Raw genomic sequence first — 15,395 nt, 5'->3', positions numbered from 1 at the left:
GGGGATTGCGATGAGCAAATTGTTGCGAACTGGATTGAATGCCGGTGAGAGCGCGCCCATGGCCGTGGTCGGCGGCGAGGGCGTCTACTTTCATCTGTCAGACGGCCGCCGCCTGATCGACGGCAGCAACACCGGCGGCGGGCTCGGCCACCGTCACCCCGCGATGGTGGAGGCGATCCGCAGCGCGGCGGATACGCCTGTCGTCAATGAAGGCTGGACCTGGGTCGGCCGCGAGCAGGCCGCCGACGATCTGATGGCCACCGCGTTCAGGGGCGAGGAGGATTGGGTCGGCGCGGTGCGCTTCTGCATCAGCGGCAGCGAGGCCAACGACATGGCGCTGTCGCTCTGCCAGGCGCTGACGCAGCGTTCTGCGCTGGCGACGCGCGAGCGCGCCTATCACGGCATCACCGGCCTGTCGCGCAGCATGACGGTGCAGCCGCAATGGCACGGCGGCCTCGCCGTGCATGCCGGTGGCTCGAAGCTACCGGCGCCGATGGCACCCGTGCGGATTCTTCCGGCGCCCGATGGCGCAATCTACGGTGCGCCGGCCAACAATGCCCCGCCGAGTGAATACCTGGCAGATGCCACGCGCCTGCTGTCGGATACCGCAGCGACGATCATCGATTACACCCAGGGCGGCATCTATTACGACGGCGCCTATCAGGACGAGGTGGCGCGCTGTGCGCGGCAGGCGGGCTCGTACTGGATCGCGGACGAGGTCGTCACCGGCGCAGGTCGCGCCGGACGCTGGTTCGCGTTCCAGGGGGCCAAGAGCCGGCCCGATATCGTGACGCTCGGCAAGTCGCTTGGCGGCGGCGCAGCCGCCGTCGCTGCAGTCGTGGTCTCGAAAGACATCGTCGATCGGCTCAAGGGCACGAGCTGGCAGAACTACGGAACGCTGCGCGGCCATCCGATCAGCATGGCCGCGGTCAGTGCTTACCTCAAGGTCGTCAGCGAAGAGAAGATTTTGGAGCACGTGAAGAGCCTCGAAAGGCTGTTCACTCGCCGCCTGCTCGCGATCGCACAAAAGCATCCGAGCGTGCAGCGTGTGGCGGGGCAGGGGCTGCACTGGACGGTGGAGCTGCACGGCCCGGATTGGCGCAACTGGCACGCCGACACCACCGAAGTGCCGATCGCCTCACGCGTGGCGGAGCGGGCGCTGGAGGCGGGTGCGGTGATCGGAACCAGCGGCGAGCAGACCTCGCTGTTTCTGGCGCCGCCGCTCGTGATCTCCGAGCACGAAGCCGAGTGGCTTCTGGATGCGCTCGACCACGGACTGGACATTGCCGACGAGGAGCACGGGTGAGCGCGGATCACGCAGCGCCCCATCGGTCGCCGGCCTGGCCGGCGGATGAGCCCTGGCAGCTCGCGCTGCCGGAGGGAACGCTCTACGACGCGCTGACGCGGGCCGCGCATGATCGCCCCTCGCATCCGGCGACGGTGTTTTACGGCGCGAGCCTGAGCTACGCCGAGTTGCGCGGCCGGGTCGATGCCATGGCCGGCTTCCTGCAAAGCGTCTGCGAAGTAAAGCGCGGCGACCGTGTGATGGTCGCGCTTCAGAACTCGCCGCAATATGTCATCGCCTATTATGCGGTGATGCGGGCGGATGCGGTCATCGTTCCCGTCAATCCGATGAACAAGACCGCCGAGATCGACTATCTCGCCGCCGACAGCGGCGCCACGGTCGCGATCATCGGGAGCGAGCTTAGTGATGTGTTTGCCCCACTGGTGGGCGAGGCCGTCACCCATGCCATCGTCGCGCAGTATCGCGACGAGGTGCCTGCTGCCACACCCTATACGTTGCCGTCATGTGTGACCGAAGCGCCGTCAGACGTGCCGTCATCGCCGGGCTGGCATTCCTGGTCATCCGCGATCGCGCAAGGCTTGCAGCCGAGCATAATTACCGCAGGACCGGACGATCTGATGATCCTGCCCTATACGTCGGGCACGACTGGAAAGCCCAAAGCCTGCATGCACACGCATCGCAGCGCGCTGTTCACCGCGGTCTTGCAGGCGCGCTGGTACGGTCTCGGTGGCGACGACGTGATGACGGGCTTCATGCCGCTGTTCCATGTCGCGGGCATGCAGGGTTCGATGAATGCGGCTGTTGTCGCCGGCGCGACGCTGCTGCTGATGGCGCGCTGGGACAAGGATCTGCTGCCGGATCTGTTCGAAATCTATGGCGTGACGTTCTGGAACGCCGCGCCGACCATGATCGTCGACGTACTCGCGAGCGCCCGGTTCCGCGACCGATGCTTCGCGAAGCTCAAAGTGCTGACCGGCGGCGGCGCGGCGATGCCGGCCGCCGTGGCCGAGCGGCTGAAAGGGCGGTTCGGCCTCGATTTCGTCGAGGGCTACGGCATGACCGAAACGATGTCGCCGACCCACCTCAATCCGATGGCCGCACCCAAGCGGCAATGTCTTGGCATTGCCGTGCACGACACCGATGCGAGGATCGTCGATCCGGAGAGCCTGATCGAACTTGACGACAACGTGGTCGGCGAGATCGTCGTGCACGGGCCGCAGGTGCTGCAAGGCTACTGGAACAGGCCCGAGGCCAACGCAGAATCTTTCATCGAGCTCTCGGAACAACGGTTCCTGCGCACCGGCGATCTCGGCTACCGCGATACTGACGGTTACTTCTTCGCCGTCGACCGGTTGAAGCGGATGATCAATGTCAGCGGCTTTAAGGTGTGGCCGGCCGAAGTTGAGGCCGCGATGTACCAGAACCGCGCCATTCGGGAGTGTTGCATCGTCTCGGCACCGGACAATTATCGCGGTGAGACCGTCAAGGCGCTGGTGGTGCTGGATGAGGCGGCGCGGGCGACGACATCGCCGGACGATGTCATGGATTGGGCTCGCGGCGCGATGGCAAGCTACAAGGCGCCCCGCGCCGTCGTCTTCGTCGATCAGTTGCCGCGGACTGCGAGCAACAAGATCAACTGGCGGCTGCTGCAAGACGCCGAATGGGGGCGGACCGTATGAGGGGCGTCCGACTGGAAATCGTAGGCGAGGCTGCGCTATGCTGCACGCGCCGTGACGTCGTTGAAGTTATGGCTTTACCTAAGAAATCACCAGGAAATCGCTGATGCGTATCGTCAATGTTGCCGCCGCCCAGATGGGCCCGATCCAGAAAGCCGACAGCCGCGAGGCCGTGGTCAAGCGCATGATCGCGCTGATGGACGAAGCCAAGGCCAAGGGCGCCGACCTGATCGTCTATCCGGAACTGGCGCTGACGACATTCTTTCCACGCTGGTACATGGAAGACCGGGCCGAGGCCGACATCTGGTTCGAGCGCGAGATGCCGAGCCCGGCGACGAGGCCGCTGTTCGAGCGCGCGGCACAGCACCAGATGGCGATGAATTTCGGCTATGCGGAGCTGACGCCCGACGGCCATCACTTCAACACCGCAATCCTCACCGACAAATCCGGCAAGATCGTCGGCAAATATCGCAAGATCCACCTGCCGGGTCATGTCGAGTTCGATACCAAACGTTCGCACCAGCATCTGGAGAAGCGCTATTTCGAGCCGGGTGACCTCGGCTTCAAGGTCTGGCGCGAACTCGGTGGCATCATCGGCATGGCCATCTGCAACGATCGCCGCTGGCCCGAGACCTATCGGGTCATGGGCTTGCAGGGCGTCGAGATGGTGGTGATCGGCTACAACACGCCGTCCGTCAACGCGGAGAAGAGCGAGGAGGGCGTCGAGAAACGCCTGTTTCACAACCGTCTCTCCGCGCAGGCCGGCGCTTATCAGAACGCGACCTGGGTCGTCGCGGTAGGCAAGGCTGGCGTCGAGGACGGACACCCGCTGTTTGGCGGCAGCCTGATCGTCGATCCCAATGGTGAGATCGTCGCCGAGGCCAAGACCGAAGACGACGAGGTTCTGGTTCATCCTTGCGACCTCGATGCCACCATTTTCGGCAAGACCACGATCTTCGATTTCGCCCGGCATCGCCGCATCGAGCATTACGGCCTGATCACCAGCCAAACCGGCGCGGTGCCGCCGCCGGAGAAGTGACGCCGATGGTGGACAAGGGCGCATCAGGTATTTCTCTGCGCGAGCTCGACCCGCGCGACCGCTACAAGCTGCTCTGCGGGGTGGTGGTTCCGCGGCCGATCGCGCTGGTGACGACGCTGGACGAGAACGGGGCGGTCAACGCCGCGCCGTTCAGCTTCTTCAACGTCTTCTCCGAGAGTCCCGCTCTGATCGTGCTGGGGCTTCAGCACAAGCCGGATCACAGTCCAAAGGACACGACCCGCAACATCCATCGCGATGGCGAGTTCGTCGTTCACATGGTGGATGAGGCACTGTCGACAACGATGAACGAATGCGCCGTCGATTTCCCCTCCGGCGATAGCGAGGTCGCGGCGACCGGGCTGGCGACGCTCCCTTCCGTCGACGTGAAGGTGCCGCGTCTGGCCGCGGCTCCCTTTGCGCTCGAATGCCGGCGCCATGTCGCGTTGAATTTTTCGCCCGATCGCGAACTGCTCGTTGGCGAGGTGCTCCGGGTCCATGCCCGCGAGGGCCTGGTCGACGAGGCCAACATGTATGTCGATCTCGAAGCTTACCGGCCGATCGGCCGCATGTTCGGCAATCTCTATACGACGCAGCGGGATACATTCGCCCTGGCGCGCGAGAGCCATACGCAATGGCTCGCACGCCGGGATGCAAAAGATCTGAAGGACGCCTAGTGACGCGAGAACTGCACCGTACCGAGCGCCATGGTGACGGCCGCCTGTGTCGGGTCGATCACGGGGATGCCGAGCGCGTCTTCCAGCGGGCGGCGGTGGCGCGCCATGCCGGCGCAGCCCATCACGATGGCGCGGGCGCCGTCCTCGTCGCGCAGCGCGCGGCCGACCTCGATCATCTTCGCGAGCGTACCTTCGCCCGAGGCGGTCTCGGCAACGCTCATATTGAGGGGACGCTCGCCGGCCAGACGATCCGTCAGTCCCATCTGCCTGAGATAGCGCATGTGGCGCGGAATCGAGCGCTGGGCGATGGCGATGACGCCAAACGTCTCGGCGCGCGCGAGCGCCGTCAGCACGCCGCACTCGGCGATGCCGAACACCGGTCGGTCGGTGCCCTCGCGGCAGACCTGGAGCCCGGGGTCGCTGTAGCAGGCGATGACGAAGGCGGCCGAGCTATTGTCGCCTTCGATCAGTTTTCGCAGCGGCATCGCGACGCTGTCGACGTCGGCCTGGCTTTCAACGCCGAACGGGCCTTCAGCCAGCGACTGGCAAACCAGTTCCGGCCCACCTTCGAAACCGAGCGGCTTCAGCGCGTCCTCCAGCCCTTGCGTGACTGCGGGATTGGAGTTCGGATTGATGACGAGAATGCGCGGCCGGGACATGATGGTCTTTCTGCAAAATTACGAGTACTTGCCTCAGGCATATCACGGAGTGCCTCATGACTGAACCCACCTACGACCTGATCATCCGCGGCGGCCGCGTCGCCACCACCACCGATGTGTTCGAAGCCGACGTCGCCATCTCGGGCGAAACGATCGTCGCCGTCGGCCGCGGGCTTGCGCCGGCCAAGCGTGAGATCGACGCGCGCGGCAAGCTGGTGCTGCCCGGCGGCGTCGACAGCCACGCCCATATCGAGCAATTGTCCGCCGCCGGCATCATGAACGCCGATACGTTCGAGAGTGCGACTGTGTCGGCGGCCTTCGGCGGCACCACCACGGTGATCCCGTTCGCGGCCCAGCATGTCGGCATGAAGCTGCCGCAGGTGGTGGAGGATTATCACGCGTTGGCGAAGAAGGGCGCCGTGATCGACTACGCCTTCCACATGATCATCGCGGACGCGACCAAGGAGACGGTCGAAGAGCACATCCCGGCGCTGGTGAAACAGGGCCATGCGTCGATCAAGATTTTCATGACCTATGACCGGCTCAAGGTCGACGACGAGCCACTGCTCGACATTCTCCTTGCTGCGCGCCAGTCCGGCGCAATGCTGTGCGCGCACGCCGAAAACCACGGTATCATCGCCTGGATGGTGAAGCGCCTGCTCGCACGCGGCTACACGCTGCCGAAATACCACGCCGTCAGCCACGCGCGCGTCTCGGAGGCGGAGGCCTTTACCCGATTGATCGGCATGGCGGCGCTGATCGACCAGCCGATCATGATCTTCCACGTCTCGACGGCTGAAGGCGCCAAGGTGATCCGCGATGCGCGCGGGCAGGGGCTCAAGGTCTTCGCCGAAACCTGTCCGCAATATCTGTTCCTGACCGCCGCCGATCTCGACAAGCCCGGCGCCGATGGCGCCAAGTGGATGTGCAGCCCGCCGCCGCGGACGCATTCCGACCAGGAGGCGCTCTGGCAAGCACTCTCGCTCGGCGATCTCCAGACCATCTCGTCGGATCACGCGCCCTATCGCTTTGACGAGACCGGCAAGCTGCGCGCCGGCCCCAATCCCAACTTCAAGCAGGTCGCGAACGGCCTGCCGGGACTGGAACTGCGGCTGCCGCTGCTGTTCGATGCGATGGTGTCGAAGGGGCGATTGGGCCTTGAGAAGTTCGTCGAGCTGACGGCGACGGCGCCGGCAAAGATCTACAATCTGCATCCGCGCAAGGGATCGATCGCGGTCGGCGCCGACGCCGATATCGCGATCTGGGATCCCAATCGCGAGACCACGATCGCCGACGAGATGATGCACGACCTTGCCGGCTACACGCCGTTTGCGGGTCGCAAGCTGAAGGGCTGGCCAGTGTCGGTGCTCTCGCGCGGCCGCGTGATCATCGACGGCAACAAGTGCCTCGCAAATGCCGGCAGCGGCCAGTTCCTCGCGCGCAGCGGCGGTGAGGCGGCCAAGCCCACTGGCCGGCTCGTCGCCGACATGGATCCGGAACGCAATTTTGGAGCGACGCTGCTGTGAGGGTGAGCTGCATCAGATGAAGATCGTCATCTTCGGCGGCACCGGCTTTGTCGGCCTGAACCTTGCGGAGGTGCTGCTCGCGCGCGGCCATGACGTGACGCTGTATGATCGCGCGCCGCTTCCGCCAACTGCGCAGCGATCGCTGGCCGACTACAAAGCGCGCCTGAAGGTCGTTCAGGGCGACATCAATGATATGGAAGGCATCGACGCCCTCATTGCCGAAGGCGTTGATGCGATCGTGCTGGGCGCGGCGGTGACGGCCGGCGATGATCTCGAACGGGCGTCGACCGCGCGCGTTCTCGAGGTCAATGTGATGGCCCAGATCCCGATCCTGCACGCGGCGATCCGGCATGGTGTTCGCCGTGTCGTTAATCTGTCGTCGGCGTCGGCCTATGGCGCCGCGGGCGCTCGGTTCGAGATTTTGGACGAGGAAACGCCGTGCGATCCCGTCTCGTTCTACGCCATCAGCAAGTTCACATCGGAGCGATCGGTGGCGCGCCATGCCGAGCTCTTTGGCGGCGATTTCCTGAGCGTGCGCTTAAGCGCCCTGTTCGGCCCGTGGGAGCGACCCAGCTCGGTACGCGATACGCCGAGCCTCCAGTTCCAGATTCTGGCGGCGTTCGCCCGCGGCGAGGCGGCGATCGTGCCTGAAGCGGGCATGAGGGACTGGATCTACGCTCCGGATGCTGCCGAAGCCGTGGCTGTGTTGATCGAAGCCGAGCGGCCGCGCCATCGGCTCTATAACATCTCCCGCGGCGGGTTATGGCCGGCGCTGCAATGGGGCGAGGCCTTTGCAGCGTTAAATCCCGGCCTGCGATGCAGGCTCGCGGCGCCCGGAGAAAAAACTGTCATCAAGTTGCACGGGCCGGCTCGCGCGCCGCTGTCGGTCTCGCGGATGGCGGACGAGTTCGGCTGGCGCGCGCGGTTCGGTTGCGCCGAGTCCGCGGCCGCGATGAACGCGTGGTTGACGCAGCACAAGGATTGGATCTGACATGCGGCTGCAAGGGCGCACGGCCATCATCACGGGAGCAGGCTCCGGCATCGGCCGCGCCAGCGCAAAGTTGTTCGCTGAGGAGGGCGCGCATCTCGCTCTGATCGATCGCGATGCCGCAGGACTTCAGGAGACATTGAGCCTCGTTGGCGAAGCAACGACGCATGTCGGCGACGTCGGCGATGCCAGCCTCGCCGAGACAGTTGTCGGCGAGGTGATAGCGCAGCATGGCAGGCTCGATATCCTGATGACCGCGGCGGGCTTCTCCTGCGGCGGCACGGTGCTGACGACGAGTCCCGAAGACTGGGACGCGGTGTTCCGTGCGAATGTCGGCGGCACCTGGCTTTGGGCGCGGGCGGCCGTGCCGCAGATGCAGCAGCAGAAGAGCGGTTCGATTATCACGCTGGCGTCGCAACTCGCCATCGCCGGCGGCAAAGGCAGCAGCGCTTATATCGCCGCCAAGGGCGCGATCGTCAGCCTGACGCGGACGATGGCGGTGGATTTTGCGGCTGACGGCATTCGCGTCAACGCGATTGCGCCGGGGGCGATTGATACGCCGATGCTTCGCCGCAGTTTTGCTCGTCACACGAACTCGGAAGAGGTGCGCGAAGCCTCCCGCAACCGGCACGCCATGAAACGTTTCGGCCAGGCGGAGGAGATCGCGCAAACGGCACTGCATCTGGCCGGCGACGCCTCCTCGTTCACGACCGGCACCGTCATGGTGGTCGACGGCGGTTGGCTCGCGGCATGAGCGACGCGCTGACAGACCTCGAGGCGAATGTTCGCGCCGATCTCGCCATGATCACGCATCCCGGCGCAGCGTGGCTCGAACCGAAGGCGGGGCCGGACGGCAAACCGGCGCTTGACGTGCTCGTCATCGGCGCCGGCCAATCTGGCATCGCCATCGGCTTCGGTTTGTTGCGCTCGCGCGTCAGCAACATCTTGCTGCTGGACAAGGCCGAGGAAGGGAAGGAGGGCCCATGGCTCACCTACGCGCGGATGCCGACGCTGCGCAGCCCCAAGGACTATACCGGTCCTGACCTCGATATCCCGAGCCTGACCTACCAGTCGTGGCACGAAGCCCGCTTCGGCAAGGAGAGCTGGCAGACGCTCGATCTGATCCCGCGCGGACATTGGGCCGAGTATCTGCTGTGGCTGCGCCGTACGATCGAATTGCCGGTGCGCAACGGCTGCGAGCTTTTGGAGATAGCGCCTGCGGCCGACGGCCTGCTCGCAGCACACGTGAAGGGTGCCAATGGCGTCGAGACGTTCTATGCGCGCAAGATCGTGCTGGCGACAGGGCAGGAGGGAATGGGCGCCTGGATGATTCCGGAGTCGCTTCAACACCTGCCGGCCGGCTCTATCGCGACCGTCGCCGACAGCATCGATTTCGAAAGCCTTCGCGGCAAGCGCGTTGCCGTGATCGGCGCTGGCGCATCCGCCTTCGACAATGCGGCAACGGCGCTCGAAGCGGGCGCTGCCGAGGTGCATCTGCTGTGTCGCCGGGCGCAAATCCAGGTGATCCAGCCGTATCGCTGGCTGACCTTTCGCGGCTTCCTGCGTCATCTCAGCGATCTCGATGATGCCTGGCGCTGGCGCTTCATGCGCAAAATCCTCGAGATGCGCGAAGGATTTCCGCAGCCGACCTACGACCGCTGCGCACGTCACGCCAATTTCACGTTGCACGAAGGTGCGCCGATTGAGGCGGTACGACAGACCGGAAAGGGCATCGAATTGCAGACGCAGCGTAGCGCCATCGCTGCGGATTTCGTCATTTGCGGGACCGGCATCGACATGAACTTTGCCGGACGCGGTGAACTCTCCAGATTTGCCGCCAACATCGCGACCTGGGCCGACCGCTACCAACCGCCGGAGAGCGAACGAAACCAGCGGCTCGGCCGCTTTCCCTATCTCGCCGATGATTACGCCTTCACCGAGCGCGTGCCGGGCGAGACGCCATGGATCTCCGACATCCATCTCTTTGCGATTGCGTCCACCATGAGCTTCGGCCCGTCGGGATCGTCGATCAACGCGATGACGACCGCTGTCCCAAAGCTGGTCCACGGCCTGACGCGTAGCCTGTTCCGGGCCGATATCGAACGTCACTGGGCGTCGTTGAGCGCATATGACGTGCCGCAGGCCCTAGTCACACGGCCGACGCAAAAAATGGAGGAATCACGGTGATTATCCATGCTCTGCCGCGACGAAGCGCCCCCTCCGGATTGGCGCGCAACTTGCTTGTTTCTGAACCTGCCTTGCTGGCATTCTTGTCGAAATTCAAGGGAAAACGAATGCGTTTTGTGTCTTTCAGGCCGGCGTCTTGCGTCGTCGCCACCGCCGCGCTGCTGCTCGTCGCCACCGCGCCCTCGCAGGCGCAAACCAGGGCGGAGACGCTGCGCTATGTGACCGGCGCATCGGTCAACACGCTCGATCCCAACATTCCAGGTTCGACCCGCGAGTCCTTCGGGCTGAGCATGAGCACGTACGACCGGCTGGTGGCATTCGGCCGCAAGCAGCTCAACGGCAAATGGGTGTTCGATCTCGACACAATCACGGGCGAGCTCGCCGAATCCTACGACGTCAGTCCGGACAGATTGAAGATCACCTTCCATCTTCGCAAGGACGCCAAGTTCCAGGACGGCTCGCCGGTCACCGCCGAGGACGTCAAATGGTCGCTCGATCGCTGCGTCACCGCGCCGATCCTTGGCAAGGCGCAGCTCCTGACGGGATCGTTGACGTCGGCCGACCAGTTCAAGGTGATCGATCCCCTCACTATCGAGGTGACGCTGCCGAACCCCGATAAGCTCGCGCTGCCCAATCTCGCCACCGTCTACCCGATCATCATCAACGCGAAGGTCGCCAAGGAGCATGCGACGGCGGATGATCCCTGGGCCACCGCCTGGCTGAAGGAGCACACCGCCGGCAGCGGCGCCTATGTGGTCGAGACCTTCAAGCCCGGCGAGCAGGTGATCCTCAAGCGCGACGAGGCCTGGAATCGCGGCTCGGCCAATAAGCCTGCGTTCTTCAAGCGCGTGATCGTGCAGTCGGTGCCGGAGCCGGCGACCCGCGCCAATCTGGTCGAGCGCGGCGATGCCGATATCGTCGTCGATCTCCAGGCCAGCGACGTGCAGTCGCTGGAGGCCAAGGGCAAGCTCAAGGTGGTCTCGACACCGCAATACAATGCGATCACCTTCGTCTCGATGAACAACCAGATCCCGCCCTTCGACAACGTCAACGTGCGCCGTGCCATCGCTTTCGCGCTGCCCTATGACGACATGTTCAAAGCCGCTTTGTTCGGCCGCGGCGCGCCGCTGTTCGGCGCGAACTGGCCCGACGGCAAGCCGCTGAACGGCATCTATCCGTTCCAGGCGCCGGTGAAGGTCGATCTCGAAAAGGCCCGTGAATACCTCAAGGCCGCGGGTCTCCCAGAGGGCTTCTCGACCACCTTCAGCTTCAACGTCGGTCAGGCCTCGACCGCCGAGCCGATGGCGGCCCTCGTCAAGGAATCGCTTGCCAAGATCGGGATCAAGGTCGACATCCAGAAGCTGCCGGACGCGCAGATGTCGACGCAGATCAACGAGAAGAAGCTGCCCTTGTTCACCGAAGGCATCGTCGCCTGGCTGCCTTCGACGGACTATTTCTACCGCAACTTCTACACCGGCAATCAGCGCTGGAATTACAGCTCGACCAATAACTCCGAGCTTGCCGCAATCGCGCAGGAAGCTCGCTTCGAGCCGGATAAGGCCAAGTACGAGGAAGATGGCCGCAAGCTCAATGCGATCCATTTCAGCGAGATGCCGCAGATCCCGCTGTGGCAGCCGAACCAGGACGCCGTCATGGCGCCGTCGATCGAAGGCTATACCTACGAATTCCATCGCCAGGTCGACTATCGCGATGTCAGCCGCAAGTGAAATGCGTCAACGAGAGGGACTCTGAAAGGTGACGATCGGTCTTGGTGCAACGATGGTGCGGGCGGGCAAGCGGCTTCTGTCGTCGCTCCCGGCGCTGTTCGGTGTGCTGGTCTTCACCTTCCTGTTGATGCGCGTCCTGCCAGGGGACCCCGCGGTGTTCTTCGCCTCGGGGCCCAATGCGGGCAAGGAAGAGATTGAGCAGATCCGCAAGCAGATGGGGCTCAACAAGTCGGTGCCGGAGCAGCTCGTGTTCTATCTCTCCGACATCGGCCACGGCAATCTCGGCCGCTCCATGATGACGGGGCAGCCGGTGCTGAAGGATCTGCGCGAGCGGCTGCCGGCCTCGCTCGAGCTCACCTTCACCGCGCTCCTGATCGCACTGATCGCAGCCGTGCCGCTCGGCGTGTTCGCCGCGCTGAGGCCGGGGTCGTTCGTCGATCATGGCGTGCGGTTGTTCTGCGCGCTCGGCGTTTGCGTGCCGACCTTCGTCTCGGGCCTGCTGCTGATTTATGTCTTCTACTATCTGCTCGGGCTTGCGCCTGATCCGACCGGGCGGATCGATGTCTTCACCTCGCTGCCGCCGCAGCGTACCGGCTTTCTGTCGATCGATTTTCTGCTTGCCGGTGACATCGAGGGCTGGTGGGCGGCCTTCAAGCAATTGATCCTGCCGGCGGTGAGCATGGCGCTGTTCGTCATCGCGCCACTGGCGCGAATCACGCGCGCTTCGATGCTGGTCTCGCTCGGCAGCGATTTCGTACGCACCGCGCGTTCGGTCGGGCTGTCCTGGCACAAGGTGGTTGTCACCTATGCGTTGAGGAATGCGATCCTGCCTGTCATCACCATCGCTGGCATCGTGTTCTCGACCATGCTTGGCGCCAATGTCCTGGTGGAGAAAGTGTTCTCCTGGCCGGGCGTCGCCTCCTATGCGCTCGATGCGCTGTTATCCTCGGACTATGCGCCGGTGCAGGGTTTTGTGCTGCTGATGGCCAGCCTGTTCGTGCTGGTCAATCTGATCGTCGATGTCTGCTATGGCATTGCCGATCCCAGGGTGTCGATCGAATGACCAGCGCAACCCTCCGCCATTCGGTCTGGATCCTGCGCGGCAATCCACTCACCGGCGTCTCCGCCGCCGGTGTTCTCCTGTTCGTCCTGGTCGCGATCTTCGGGCCGTGGATCGTGCCCTATGATCCCGTGGTCTCGAATGTCTCGGAAGCGCTGCTGCCGCCGAGCGCGGCGCACCTCGCCGGCACGGACCAGCTCGGACGTGACGTGTTCAGTCGCCTCGTCGTTGCGGCTCGGCTCGATCTGGCCATCGCGGTCTCTGCTGTCGGCATCTCCTTCGTGATCGGGGCCGTCGTCGGATCGTTCTGCGGCTATACTGGTGGTAGGCTAGACCGCAGCGTCGGCCGCTTCGTCGACGTGATGATGGCGTTTCCGCTGTTTGTGCTCGCGATGGCGATGGTCGCAGCGCTGGGCAACCGGATCGAGAACATCGTGATCGCGACCGCGATCATCAATCTCCCGTTCTACATCCGCTTCGCGCGAGCCGAGGTCAATATCAGACGGAATGTCGGCTGGGTCGAGGCCGCGCGCGCCTGCGGCGAGAGCCATTTCTCGGTGGTGTTGCGCTTCCTGCTGCCGAATATCCTGCCGGCGATGGCGGTGCAGATATCGCTCAATCTCGGCTGGGCCATTCTCAACGCCGCCGGCCTGTCCTTCATCGGCCTCGGCGTCAAGCCGCCGACGCCGGAATGGGGCATCATGGTCGCGGAGGGTGCGCGCTTCATCTCGACCGGGCGGTGGTGGCTCGTGGCCTTTCCGGGCCTCGCGCTGATGATGGCGGTGCTGTGCTTCAATCTTCTCGGTGACGGGATGCGGGACATTCTCGATCCCCGCATGCGCACATGAGCGAGGAACTGCTCAGGATCGACGACCTCCACGTCTCGTTCTCGACGCGGCGTGGACTGGTCGAGGCCGTGCGCGGCGTCACGCTCACCGTCCAAGCTGGCGAGATGCTCGGCCTGGTCGGCGAGAGCGGCTCGGGCAAATCGGTCACCGGCTTTGCGACGACACGGCTGCTCGATACGGCCGGTCGCGTCACCGGCGGAAAAATCCTGTTTCGCGGGCAGGACGTGACAAAACTCAGGGGCGACGACCTCCGTCAGCTCCAGGGCGCCGCGATGTCGATGATCTTCCAGAATCCGCGGGCGGCGCTCAATCCGATCCGGGCGATCGGCCTGCAGATCGCGGACGCGATCCTCACCCACAAGCGGATATCGAAGGACGCCGCGCGTGCCGAGGCGCTGGAGCTGCTCCGCGCCGTCCAGATCCGCGATCCCGAGAAGCGGATGAATGCCTATCCGCATGAACTGTCCGGCGGCATGTGCCAGCGCGTCATGATTGCGATCGCGATTTCCTGCAATCCCGCACTGCTGATCGCCGACGAGCCGACGACGGGTCTCGACGTCACCACGCAGAAGGTGGTGATGGACCTGCTCGCGGAAATCGCCGCCGCCCGCGGCATGGCGACGATCCTGATCACGCACGATCTCGGGCTTGCGGCGCGATATTGCCGTCGCATTGCGGTAATGGAGCGCGGCCGCATTGTCGAGGAGGCCAGTCCCAAGACCCTCTTCAGCGCGCCACAGCACGCCTATACCAGGCGCCTGGTGGCGGCATCGCCGACGGCGACGTCGCGGATCGAGGACCTCGTGACCGAGGAGGAGCGGGAGCGCCACGCGGCAGTGATCAGCAAGCCGAGGCAGGAGCTCGCACACGGGACTCCGCCGCTGCTGGAGGTTCGGAAGCTCGCCAAGCGCTTTGATCAAGGCTCGGCGGCGGTTGCCGACTTCTCGATGACGATAGCCGGCGGCGAGAGCGTCGGGCTCGTCGGCGAGTCCGGATCCGGCAAGAGCACGACCTCGCGGATGATCTGCCGTCTGATCGATCCGAGCGAGGGCGACATCGTGTTTGACGGGCAGTCGATCGGCCATGTGGCGGCACGCGACTTTCACCGCTCGCGCTTTCGCAAAGACATCCAGATAGTCTTCCAGGACCCGAACGAGAGCCTCAATCCGCGCTTCACCGCCTTCGACTGCATCGCCCACCCCCTGATGCGGCTCGACGATATGCGCGCGGGCAGCGAGCTGCGGCAGCGGGTGGAAGAATGTGCGGAGCGGGTAGGCTTGCCGCTGGATCTCTTGCCGCGCTTCCCACATCAGCTCTCCGGCGGTCAGAAGGCCCGCGTCGGGATTGCTCGCGCCATCGCCTGCCGGCCGCGGCTGCTGGTGCTGGACGAGCCGACCGCCGCGCTCGATGTCTCGGTACAGGCGGTAGTGTTGCAATTGCTCGACCGCCTGCGGCGCGAGAACGACATCGCGCTGCTGTTCGTCAGCCACGATCTCAATGTGGTGCGCATGCTCTGCGACCGCACCATCGTGCTGCGCAATGGCGGCATCGTGGAGCAGGGCGAAAGCCGCGCGTTGTTCGATAATCCGAAGACCGACTACACCCGCAAGCTGGTCGAGGCGATCCCGCATATCGAGACCGGGCCAGCGCTGGTGGCTGCGCTTTGAGGCGTTCTCTGGTACCTGGACTAGCCAGAAAGTCGATG

Annotated in this window: 13 protein-coding genes; 12 read left to right on the top strand and 1 reads right to left on the bottom strand. The window is 64.5% G+C overall.

What is annotated here, in order from left to right; translation table 11 throughout:
• Positions 1–10: 10 nt before the first annotated feature.
• The 4 genes from UP06_RS29255 (at position 11) to UP06_RS29240 (ending at position 4,695) form a co-directional block, all read left to right on the top strand.
• The gene (locus UP06_RS29255; protein ID WP_045007125.1) at positions 11–1,306 is read left to right on the top strand and encodes a class-III pyridoxal-phosphate-dependent aminotransferase; all 1,296 of its coding nucleotides are present in this window, start codon (positions 11–13) and stop codon (positions 1,304–1,306) included.
• The gene (locus UP06_RS29250) at positions 1,303–2,985 is read left to right on the top strand and encodes a long-chain-fatty-acid--CoA ligase (RefSeq protein ID WP_045007124.1); all 1,683 of its coding nucleotides are present in this window, start codon (positions 1,303–1,305) and stop codon (positions 2,983–2,985) included. The genes UP06_RS29255 and UP06_RS29250 overlap by 4 nt, the downstream gene beginning before the upstream one ends.
• A 103-nt stretch (positions 2,986–3,088) precedes the next feature.
• Entirely contained in the window at positions 3,089–4,021 is a 933-nt protein-coding gene (locus tag UP06_RS29245; RefSeq protein WP_045007123.1) for an N-carbamoyl-D-amino-acid hydrolase, read from the top strand.
• A gap of 5 nt (positions 4,022–4,026) precedes the next feature.
• Positions 4,027–4,695, top strand: coding sequence for a flavin reductase family protein (locus tag UP06_RS29240; RefSeq protein WP_045007122.1), 669 nt, complete (start codon positions 4,027–4,029; stop codon positions 4,693–4,695).
• Here UP06_RS29240 and UP06_RS29235 read toward each other — a convergent pair.
• Positions 4,692–5,354 (bottom strand): aspartate/glutamate racemase family protein, encoded by a 663-nt coding sequence (locus UP06_RS29235; protein WP_045007121.1) that lies wholly within the window; start codon positions 5,352–5,354, stop codon positions 4,692–4,694. The two genes, UP06_RS29240 and UP06_RS29235, sit on opposite strands and share 4 nt — an antisense overlap.
• Before the next feature lie 56 nt (positions 5,355–5,410).
• Between UP06_RS29235 and hydA the strand changes: the two genes are divergently transcribed.
• The 8 genes from hydA (at position 5,411) to nikE (ending at position 15,357) form a co-directional block, all read left to right on the top strand.
• Complete coding sequence (gene hydA / locus UP06_RS29230) at positions 5,411–6,880, top strand: dihydropyrimidinase (protein WP_045007120.1); 1,470 nt, start codon at positions 5,411–5,413, stop codon at positions 6,878–6,880.
• A 16-nt stretch (positions 6,881–6,896) separates the two neighbouring features.
• A complete protein-coding gene (locus tag UP06_RS29225) occupies positions 6,897–7,871 on the top strand; it encodes an NAD-dependent epimerase/dehydratase family protein (RefSeq protein ID WP_045007119.1) in 975 nt (324 codons plus the stop codon).
• Between the two features lies 1 nt (position 7,872).
• Positions 7,873–8,622, top strand: a complete 750-nt coding sequence (locus UP06_RS29220; RefSeq protein ID WP_045007118.1) for an SDR family oxidoreductase — start codon at positions 7,873–7,875, stop codon at positions 8,620–8,622.
• Entirely contained in the window at positions 8,619–10,055 is a 1,437-nt protein-coding gene (locus UP06_RS29215; protein WP_045007117.1) for an NAD(P)-binding domain-containing protein, read from the top strand. The genes UP06_RS29220 and UP06_RS29215 overlap by 4 nt, the downstream gene beginning before the upstream one ends.
• A 107-nt stretch (positions 10,056–10,162) precedes the next feature.
• A complete protein-coding gene (locus UP06_RS29210) occupies positions 10,163–11,782 on the top strand; it encodes an ABC transporter substrate-binding protein (protein ID WP_045007116.1) in 1,620 nt (539 codons plus the stop codon).
• 28 nt (positions 11,783–11,810) lie between these two features.
• The gene (locus UP06_RS29205; RefSeq protein WP_156163288.1) at positions 11,811–12,845 is read left to right on the top strand and encodes an ABC transporter permease; all 1,035 of its coding nucleotides are present in this window, start codon (positions 11,811–11,813) and stop codon (positions 12,843–12,845) included.
• Complete coding sequence (locus tag UP06_RS29200; RefSeq protein WP_045007114.1) at positions 12,842–13,690, top strand: ABC transporter permease; 849 nt, start codon at positions 12,842–12,844, stop codon at positions 13,688–13,690. The genes UP06_RS29205 and UP06_RS29200 overlap by 4 nt, the downstream gene beginning before the upstream one ends.
• The gene (gene nikE / locus UP06_RS29195; RefSeq protein ID WP_045007113.1) at positions 13,687–15,357 is read left to right on the top strand and encodes a nickel ABC transporter ATP-binding protein NikE; all 1,671 of its coding nucleotides are present in this window, start codon (positions 13,687–13,689) and stop codon (positions 15,355–15,357) included. Before UP06_RS29200 ends, nikE begins: the two co-directional genes overlap by 4 nt.
• Positions 15,358–15,395: the final 38 nt, after the last annotated feature.

It is taken from the genome of Bradyrhizobium sp. LTSP857 (assembly GCF_000938285.1).
Taxonomy (GTDB): domain Bacteria; phylum Pseudomonadota; class Alphaproteobacteria; order Rhizobiales; family Xanthobacteraceae; genus Bradyrhizobium.
The sequence above is the reverse complement of the archived record's forward strand: the minus strand, read 5'-3'. Positions and strand labels throughout refer to the sequence as shown.

Excerpts from the sequence above, each read along its gene's own strand:
- UP06_RS29210 (WP_045007116.1), top strand. The coding sequence starts at position 10,163 with ATGCGTTTTGTGTCTTTCAGGCCGGCGTCTTGCGTCGTCGCCACCGCC.
- UP06_RS29225 (WP_045007119.1), top strand. The coding sequence starts at position 6,897 with ATGAAGATCGTCATCTTCGGCGGCACCGGCTTTGTCGGCCTGAACCTT.
- UP06_RS29200 (WP_045007114.1), top strand. The coding sequence starts at position 12,842 with ATGACCAGCGCAACCCTCCGCCATTCGGTCTGGATCCTGCGCGGCAAT.
- hydA (WP_045007120.1), top strand. The coding sequence starts at position 5,411 with ATGACTGAACCCACCTACGACCTGATCATCCGCGGCGGCCGCGTCGCC.
- nikE (WP_045007113.1), top strand. The coding sequence starts at position 13,687 with ATGAGCGAGGAACTGCTCAGGATCGACGACCTCCACGTCTCGTTCTCG.
- UP06_RS29255 (WP_045007125.1), top strand. The coding sequence starts at position 11 with ATGAGCAAATTGTTGCGAACTGGATTGAATGCCGGTGAGAGCGCGCCC.
- UP06_RS29215 (WP_045007117.1), top strand. The coding sequence starts at position 8,619 with ATGAGCGACGCGCTGACAGACCTCGAGGCGAATGTTCGCGCCGATCTC.
- UP06_RS29235 (WP_045007121.1), bottom strand. The coding sequence starts at position 5,354 with ATGTCCCGGCCGCGCATTCTCGTCATCAATCCGAACTCCAATCCCGCA.
- UP06_RS29240 (WP_045007122.1), top strand. The coding sequence starts at position 4,027 with ATGGTGGACAAGGGCGCATCAGGTATTTCTCTGCGCGAGCTCGACCCG.
- UP06_RS29220 (WP_045007118.1), top strand. The coding sequence starts at position 7,873 with ATGCGGCTGCAAGGGCGCACGGCCATCATCACGGGAGCAGGCTCCGGC.
- UP06_RS29245 (WP_045007123.1), top strand. The coding sequence starts at position 3,089 with ATGCGTATCGTCAATGTTGCCGCCGCCCAGATGGGCCCGATCCAGAAA.